This is a genomic window from Aquipuribacter sp. SD81, from assembly GCF_037153975.1.
Classification (GTDB): Bacteria; Actinomycetota; Actinomycetes; order Actinomycetales; family JBBAYJ01; genus Aquipuribacter.
In genome coordinates, this window is the sequence record NZ_JBBAYJ010000012.1 from 108,132 (window position 1) to 114,900 (window position 6,769).

Below are 6,769 nucleotides of genomic sequence, written 5' to 3' on the forward strand. Positions count from 1 at the left end.
GCACCGCCCGACGGTGCGCACGAGACGAGGACCGGGCCCCCGGCCGTCGCACCGGGACCTTGGTCCCTGGTCACGGGCACCACGGGCGGGCAGCGTCGTCGCCACCACGCGTCGGGACACGGCGCCCCGGCGCGCTCCCAGCAGGAGGTCCGCCATGTCCGTGTCCAGCCCCGCCCTCGGCCGCCGCCGCACGCCGTGGGACGTCGTCCTCGGCGTCCTCGTCGCGCTCGCCGGCCTCGTCGTCCTCGGCAACGCGGTCCTCGCCACCGCGTTCTCCGTGCTCCTCGTCGGCTGGTCCGCCCTGCTGACCGGTCTCGTCCTCGTCGTGGCGGCCTTCGTGCGTATCCGCCGCGGCGGCTTCTGGTCGACGGCGCTCGGCGGGGCGCTTCTCGCCGTCCTAGGCGCCTTCGTCCTCGCCAACCCGCTCGTGACGGCCGTGAGCCTCACCCTGACGGCCGGTGCCCTCTTCCTCGCCTCCGGCATCACCCGGATCGCCGTGGCCGTCGGCCGACCCGAGGGACGAGCGGTCCTCGTGGTGAGCGGCGTCGCCTCGACCCTGCTCGGGGCGATGGTGCTCGTCAACCTCTTCACCGCCAGCCTGTCGCTGCTCGGCATCCTCGTCGGGGTCCAGGCGGTCATCGAGGGCGTCACCATGGTGCTGCTCGGCCGGGTGCGCGTCATCGAGCTGCCCACCAGCGGTCCCGTCGGCGTCCCCGCACCCGCGGGCGCCCCGCAGGAGGAGAGCCGCCGCCCGACGGGCGCCGCGCCGTCGGCCTGAGAGCCGCCGGCCCGCGGTCGCGCCGTCCGTCCCTGGTCGGCGCGGCCGCGGGCGAGCGGTCGCCGCGGTCGAGGGCCTCCTCACCGCGGTCGCCGTCGTACGTGGCCGCGGTCGAGCTGCGGGGCACGAGCACGTGGACGGCGTTGCGGTCGACCTCGAACAGCGCAGGCGTCCCGCCCACGACCTCGCCGTCGAGGTTGAGCGGCGTGCCGGGGTCGGTGACCACGCGCACCCGGCGGGTCGTGAGCGCGTCGACCGACGGGTGGGCCACGAAGGACCCGTCCTTGAGCGACGCCGCGACGCGCAGGTGCTCACGGAGACCCGCGGTGCGGACGGCGTAGACGTCGAGCAGACCGTCGTCGATGGTCGCGGTCGGCGAGACGGCGTTGCCGCCGCCGTGGTGGCGGCCGTTGCCGACCGCGAGCTGCAGCAGGTCGTGCCACTCGACCGGTTCGTGGTCGCCGTCCGGGAACTCCAGCCGGGCGGCGAAGGGCCGGTGGTGCCGGTAGGCGCGCAGCAGCGCGACGCCGTACGCGGGGGCGCCGAGGCGCCGCTTGAGGCCCGCGTCCAGGGCCTCGGTGACGCCGACCGACAGCCCGGCGGAGGCGACGTTGACGAACGGCCGGCCGTCGGCGCGACCGAGGTCGACGTCCACGACGTGCCCGTGCGCCACGGCGTCGCACGCGGCCTCGAGCCCCCGCGGCAGCTGCAGCGTCCGCGCGAGGTCGTTCGCGGTGCCGAGCGGCAGCAGCCCGAGGACGGTCGGCGTGTGCGCGACCATGCCCGCGGCACAGCTGAGCGAGCCGTCGCCCCCGCCCACGACGACCGTCCCGGGCCGCTGCTCCAGCACCGCCCCGAGGCGGTCGCGGAGCGCGTCGCCACCGGTGACGGAGTGGGCCGCGACCACGTCGACGCCCCGCCGCCGAAGCGCCCCCGCGGCGCGCTCCAGCGAGCCGGACCCACGGCGCGCCCCCTCGTTGACGACGAGGGTGACCGCCCGGGGACGCTGCTGCACGCCCGCACCCTGCCGCACGGACCTGGGTGCCCGCTGTGCGCCCCGGCCTCACACGTCCCTGCGGCGGAAGGCGAGGGCGGCCAGCCCGAGGACGAGCACCACCCACACCGCCGTCCACAGCAGGTAGGCGGCCGTGAGCGGGGCCGGACCGAGGAACGGGAACCCGCCCGCGACGTCGTCCCCGCTCATGGTGAGCAGGGCCGTCGGGTCCTGGAAGGCGTTCATGGCCCCGCGCCACAGCCCGTCGGTGGGCAGGAGCATGCGCGACACGGTCCCGACCTGCTCGATGCTGCGGTTGCCGAGCGCCGTCCCGACGCCGCCCACCACGCCGGCGATCCACGTCGTGCCGAACAGCCCGACCGCGACGATGCCCGACGCCATGGGCGAGACCACCGTCGACAGCAGCAGCCCGAGGGTGAGCAGGACCGTCGTCTGGGCGGCGAGCAGTGCCAGTCCGGTCACGGGCTCGGGCGGCCAGTACCCGACGGTCAGCCGCACCACGACGAGCTGCGCGAGGCCCGCGAGCACGACGAACCCGCCGCCGAAGGCGACGAGGCCGCACCACTTGCCGAGCAGGACGGTCTCGCGGCGGACCGGGCGGGCCAGGACCGCGAGCGCGGCACCGGACTCGACCTCGCCCGCGAGCGTCGGCCCGGCGAGGAAGGTCGTGCCGAGGGCCGCGACGAGGCTGAGGCCGAACATCACGAGGTTGAGGACGATGGACGCCGTGAGCCGGCCCTCGCCGCTCGTCACCGGCTCGCCGCCGAGCTCGAGCACCGCGAGCCGCGAGAAGCCCCACGCGCTCAGCCCGAGCAGCAGGACGGTGAGGACGCCGAGGGAGCGGAGCACGCGGCGGCGCGAGGTCTCGGTGACCGTGAGCGCGGCGACGGTGAGCACCGTGCGGACGACGGCGCTCACGGCTGGGCCCCCGCCCGCAGGATCTCGAGCAGCCGCTGCTCGAGGCTGCCCCGGACCGTCTCGACGCCGTGCACGCGGACGCCGAGGGCCACGAGGTCCGCGACGAGGTCCGGCACCGGGTCGGCTGCGGGGCCCAGGTCGGACGTGTGCAGCGCGACCGTCACCTCGTCGCCGCGGACGGTGAGCGGGCCGAGGGCCGCGAGCCGCTCGGCGGCCCGGGGTCCGACGCCGTCGAGGCGCAGCCGCAGGGCACGCCGACCGAGGAGCTCCTCGAGGCTGCCGGCGGCGGCCACGCGGCCGTGGTCGAGCACGACGACCCGGTCGCAGACCCGCTCCACCTCGTCGACGAGGTGGGAGTTGAGCAGGACCGCGACGCCGTCGGCGCGCAGCCGCAGGACGACGTCGCGGACGTCGGCCCGGCCGATCGGGTCCAGCGCGCTCGTGGGCTCGTCGAGCACGACGAGCTCGGGCCGCCCGACGAGCGCGACCGCGAGCCCGAGACGCTGCTGCATGCCCTTGGAGAAGCCGCCGACCCGGTCGTCGCGGCGGTCGGCGAGGCCGACGAGCCCGAGCAGGTCGTCCCGCTCGTGCGCCTGGGCGTCGACGCCCGACAGCCGGGCGTGCAGGCGCAGGACCTCCGCCGCGGTGAGCCACGGCTGGTAGCGGAACAGCTCGGGCAGGTAGCCGACGCGCTCGCGCGAGCGGGGGTCGCTCGCCGGGCGTCCGAGGAGGTGCACCTCGCCCGCGTCGGGCCGGACGAGCCCGAGCAGGCTCTTGATGACCGTCGTCTTGCCGGCGCCGTTCGGGCCGAGGAGCGCGACGACCTCACCCCGCCCGACCGTGAAGCCGACGTCGTCGACGGCGGTGGTTCGCCGGTACCGCTTGCGCAGTCCCGCGCACCACACGGCCGGGGACGCGGGCAGGGCGGCGACCAGGTCGGCCGCCGCCCGCTCACCCGTCCGCTGGGTCACGGCTCCCGCAGCCCGCGGGCGACGGCCAGCACCTCGTCGGCCCCGAGCGTCCCGGCGACGACGGTGGCGACCCCGTCCCGCACCTGCACGACGCCCGCGAACGTCCCGTCGCGGGAGGTGACGACCGTCGCCGGTCGGCCCCCGACGTCCTCCGTGCGGGTCCGCACCTCGTCGTCGGCGAAGGGCAGCGGCAGCGTCGTCCCGCCGGCGAACCGGTCGAGCTCGCCCACGAGCTCCGGCGGCACGCCCGGGACCCCCGCCAGGTAGTCGACGGCCGTGTCGAAGGGGACGCCGGAGGAGTGCACCGTGGGTGCGACGGCCCGGGCCACGACGAGGGCCGGGGCGCCGCTGCCGCTCTGCCACACGGCGGCGTGCCCCGGGCCGGCGGACAGCCGGAAGGTCGCGCCGTCGAGACCGTCGGGCAGGGTCGGCAGCTGCTCGCCGTCCGCCGCAAGGGTGTCGCGCGCCTCCTCGGCGTCGAAGGTGAACTCCGCGGCCACCGGCCCGAGCACCTGGAGCGTCGGCTCGCCCGCGACCCCGCGCGGCAGGGCGGCGACGCCGGGGACGGCCAGGCCGGTCGCCTCGGCGGCCGCGGCGGCGTCGTCCACGGGTCGCACGTCCGGCTCCGCGAGCACGGCGAGGTCGCCGAAGGCGTCGAGCTCCTCGGGCTCGGGCAGGGCGACGAGCTCGGCGCGGCTGATGCCGGGGACCGCGACCTGCTCGGTGCGGAAGACCCGGATCCAGTCGCCCGCGGCGGCCGCGCTCGCGCCGGTGAGGACGGCGGCGACCCCGACCGCGGCGAGGGCGGGGCTGCGCAGCGCCCGGCGGCGGCGACGACGGTCGATGCGGGAGACCTGACCGCTCGTCCCTCCGGTGCCGTCGGCGCGCAGCGCGCCCGTGAGCCGCTGCCAGGCCTGCTCGAGGTCGGCGGCGTCGGTGTCGTGGGCGCGCTCGGCCCCGCGCGGGGCGAACACCGTCGCCGCACGGTCGGCGTCCTCCCGCGTCCGCGCGAGGTCGGCGAGGCAGGGCGGGCAGCCGGCGACGTGGTCGCGGTCGACGTCGAGCACGCCCGCGGGCTCGTCGACCAGCCGTCGCAGGGCGCCGGGGTCGGGGTGTCGGGTGCGGGTCCTCATCGGTCGAGCTCCTCTCGAAGGGCGTTCTCCGCGCGGCGCAGGGTCGTGCCGACGCTGCCGGGCGACAGCCCGCAGGCGGCGGCGACCTCGGCGTAGCTGAGGCCGCTGTGCCGGAGCACGAGCACGACGGCCTGGGTGCGTGGCAGTCGGGCGACGGCCTCGCGCACCCGCCGCCGGTCCTCCGCGACGACCACGACGTCGGCCGCGTCCGGGGCCGTCTGCACGGCGGCCGGGTCGGGCTGCTCGCGCCGGGTGCGCCGGCGCTCGCCCCGCAGCGCGTTCAGCGCGGTGTGCGCGGCCGCGACGCTCAGCCAGCCCGGGGCCTCCGCCGTCGGCACCGCGGAGCGCGCGAAGGCGAGGAACACCTCCTGGGCGACGTCGTCGGCCGCGTCGCGCGAGCCGAGCACGCGCGCGGCGACCCCCACCACCCGCGGGTAGGACGTGCGGAACACCCGCTCGAGGTCGGGACGGACGGCACCGCCGGCCGTCGCCGGGGCGGTCGGGCCGACCGCAGGGTCGGCGGTCGGGTCGGCCGCCGGATCGGCGGTCGCGTCGGCGGCTCGTCGTCCGGCCATGGCCTCACCCTCGAGTCGTCGCCCGCGTCCCCGCAGCCCCTCCGCCGGGGGCGCGGGCAGCAGCACGGCGCCTCCGGGCTGTGTCAGGTCCATACCGGGGAAGCACCGCGGCGCCCCAGGATGTGACACCCGGGCGCGGACGGAGACGAGCGACGGGGCTCACGCGCCGAGCTCGTGCACCGTGAACGCCGTCAGGAAGCCGACGGCCGTGACGAGGCCCGTCACGAGGTGGGCCCGTTCGAACGCCTCCGGGATCATCGTGTCGGCGACCATCGCGAGGATCGCGCCGGCGGCGACGGCGGTGATGACGGCGAGGGTCTGGTCCCCCGCACCGCCGAGCACGGCGTACCCGAGGGCGGCGGCGATGCCGCTCGCGACGGCGATGCCGCCCCACACCCCGAAGACGTAGCCCGCGCCGCGCCCCGCCCGCTTCATGCCCGCCGCGCTCGACAGGCCCTCCGGCAGGTTGGAGATGGCGATGGCGACGAGGACGGCGGCGCTGACGCCCGAGCCCTCGAGCAGCCCGACGCCGAGCACCACCGACTCCGGGATGCCGTCGAGGAGTGCGCCGAGGGCGATCGCGCCGCCGCTGGCCGGGACCTGGGACTCCGAGGGCTGCTGGTCCCCCGAACGCTTGCGGTGGCGCGCGCCGCGACGGGCGAGGGCGACGTTGGCGAGCGTGTACGTCACCGCGCCACCGAGGAAGCCGGAGGCCGTGGCGGTGAGACCGCCGGTCGCCTGTGCCTCCTCCACGAGCTCGAAGGCGAGCGCCGACACCAGGACACCCGCGCCGAACGCCATGACCCAGGCGACGACGCGTTGCGGGACGCGGACCCACCACGCGACCGCGGCGCCCACGACCAGCGTGCTGCCTGCGACCAGTCCCCACAGCAGCGCCTCGAGCCACGTCGGCACGGCGACTCCTTCCTCGTCGACCGAAGAGTGGCGCGGACGGCCGCCTGCGGCACCTCGCCGCACCGGTTGTGTCGGTGGTCGCGCCTACTCTCGTACACGTGTTCGAGTCGAGCGGGTCGCCGGGTCCAAAGGGGCCGACGGTGACGGGGGTGCTCCGGCAGGTGGCCGCCCTGCTGCGCTGCGACGACAGCGACAGCAGCGACAGCAGCGACAGCAGCGACAGCAGCGACAGCACCCACGCCGTCGACAGCGACACGGAGGACGTCGAGGTGCCGGGCGAGGCGAGTCGGCCAGATGCCGTGGTGGACATCGGTGCGGTCCCGGACGTGGGTGCTCTCGACGACCACGCGCTCGTCGACGTGGTGCGCCTGGCCGGTCGGGTCGCCGCGGCGGTGGACGGGGTGGGGCTGGCGGCGGTCGCGGAGCTGCGCTCGCGGATGCAGGCCGAGCACGCCGCGACCACG

At 77.0% G+C, this 6,769-nt stretch carries 8 protein-coding genes; 2 read left to right on the forward strand and 6 right to left on the reverse strand.

All coding sequences use genetic code 11. The features are described from left to right. Positions 1-154: 154 nt before the first annotated feature. The gene (locus tag WAA21_RS09365) at positions 155-778 is read left to right on the forward strand and encodes an HdeD family acid-resistance protein (RefSeq protein WP_336922518.1); all 624 of its coding nucleotides are present in this window, start codon (positions 155-157) and stop codon (positions 776-778) included. On the opposite strand, the gene WAA21_RS09370 is transcribed toward WAA21_RS09365, so the two are convergent. The 6 genes from WAA21_RS09370 to WAA21_RS09395 all read right to left on the reverse strand — a co-directional run bounded on the left by WAA21_RS09370 (position 678) and on the right by WAA21_RS09395 (position 6,305). After that, on the reverse strand, positions 678-1,793 hold the full coding sequence (locus tag WAA21_RS09370) for a lipid kinase (protein ID WP_336922519.1): 1,116 nt from the start codon (positions 1,791-1,793) through the stop codon (positions 678-680). The genes WAA21_RS09365 and WAA21_RS09370 overlap by 101 nt on opposite strands. A 48-nt stretch (positions 1,794-1,841) precedes the next feature. Further along, positions 1,842-2,711 (reverse strand): ABC transporter permease, encoded by an 870-nt coding sequence (locus tag WAA21_RS09375; RefSeq protein WP_336922520.1) that lies wholly within the window; start codon positions 2,709-2,711, stop codon positions 1,842-1,844. Continuing rightward, the gene (locus WAA21_RS09380; protein WP_336922521.1) at positions 2,708-3,682 is read right to left on the reverse strand and encodes an ABC transporter ATP-binding protein; all 975 of its coding nucleotides are present in this window, start codon (positions 3,680-3,682) and stop codon (positions 2,708-2,710) included. Before WAA21_RS09380 ends, WAA21_RS09375 begins: the two co-directional genes overlap by 4 nt. After that, on the reverse strand, positions 3,679-4,815 hold the full coding sequence (locus WAA21_RS09385) for a hypothetical protein (protein WP_336922522.1): 1,137 nt from the start codon (positions 4,813-4,815) through the stop codon (positions 3,679-3,681). The genes WAA21_RS09380 and WAA21_RS09385 overlap by 4 nt, the downstream gene beginning before the upstream one ends. Further along, positions 4,812-5,390 (reverse strand): RNA polymerase sigma factor, encoded by a 579-nt coding sequence (locus tag WAA21_RS09390; protein WP_336922523.1) that lies wholly within the window; start codon positions 5,388-5,390, stop codon positions 4,812-4,814. The genes WAA21_RS09385 and WAA21_RS09390 overlap by 4 nt, the downstream gene beginning before the upstream one ends. A gap of 159 nt (positions 5,391-5,549) precedes the next feature. Next, on the reverse strand, positions 5,550-6,305 hold the full coding sequence (locus WAA21_RS09395; protein WP_336922524.1) for a ZIP family metal transporter: 756 nt from the start codon (positions 6,303-6,305) through the stop codon (positions 5,550-5,552). 140 nt (positions 6,306-6,445) lie between these two features. Between WAA21_RS09395 and WAA21_RS09400 the strand changes: the two genes are divergently transcribed. Beyond that, positions 6,446-6,769, forward strand: a 324-nt coding sequence (locus tag WAA21_RS09400) for a hypothetical protein (protein ID WP_336922525.1), incomplete at its 3' end; no start/stop codon positions are given.

Excerpts from the sequence above, each read along its gene's own strand:
- WAA21_RS09365 (WP_336922518.1), top strand. The coding sequence starts at position 155 with ATGTCCGTGTCCAGCCCCGCCCTCGGCCGCCGCCGCACGCCGTGGGAC.
- WAA21_RS09385 (WP_336922522.1), bottom strand. The coding sequence starts at position 4,815 with ATGAGGACCCGCACCCGACACCCCGACCCCGGCGCCCTGCGACGGCTG.
- WAA21_RS09390 (WP_336922523.1), bottom strand. The coding sequence starts at position 5,390 with ATGGCCGGACGACGAGCCGCCGACGCGACCGCCGATCCGGCGGCCGAC.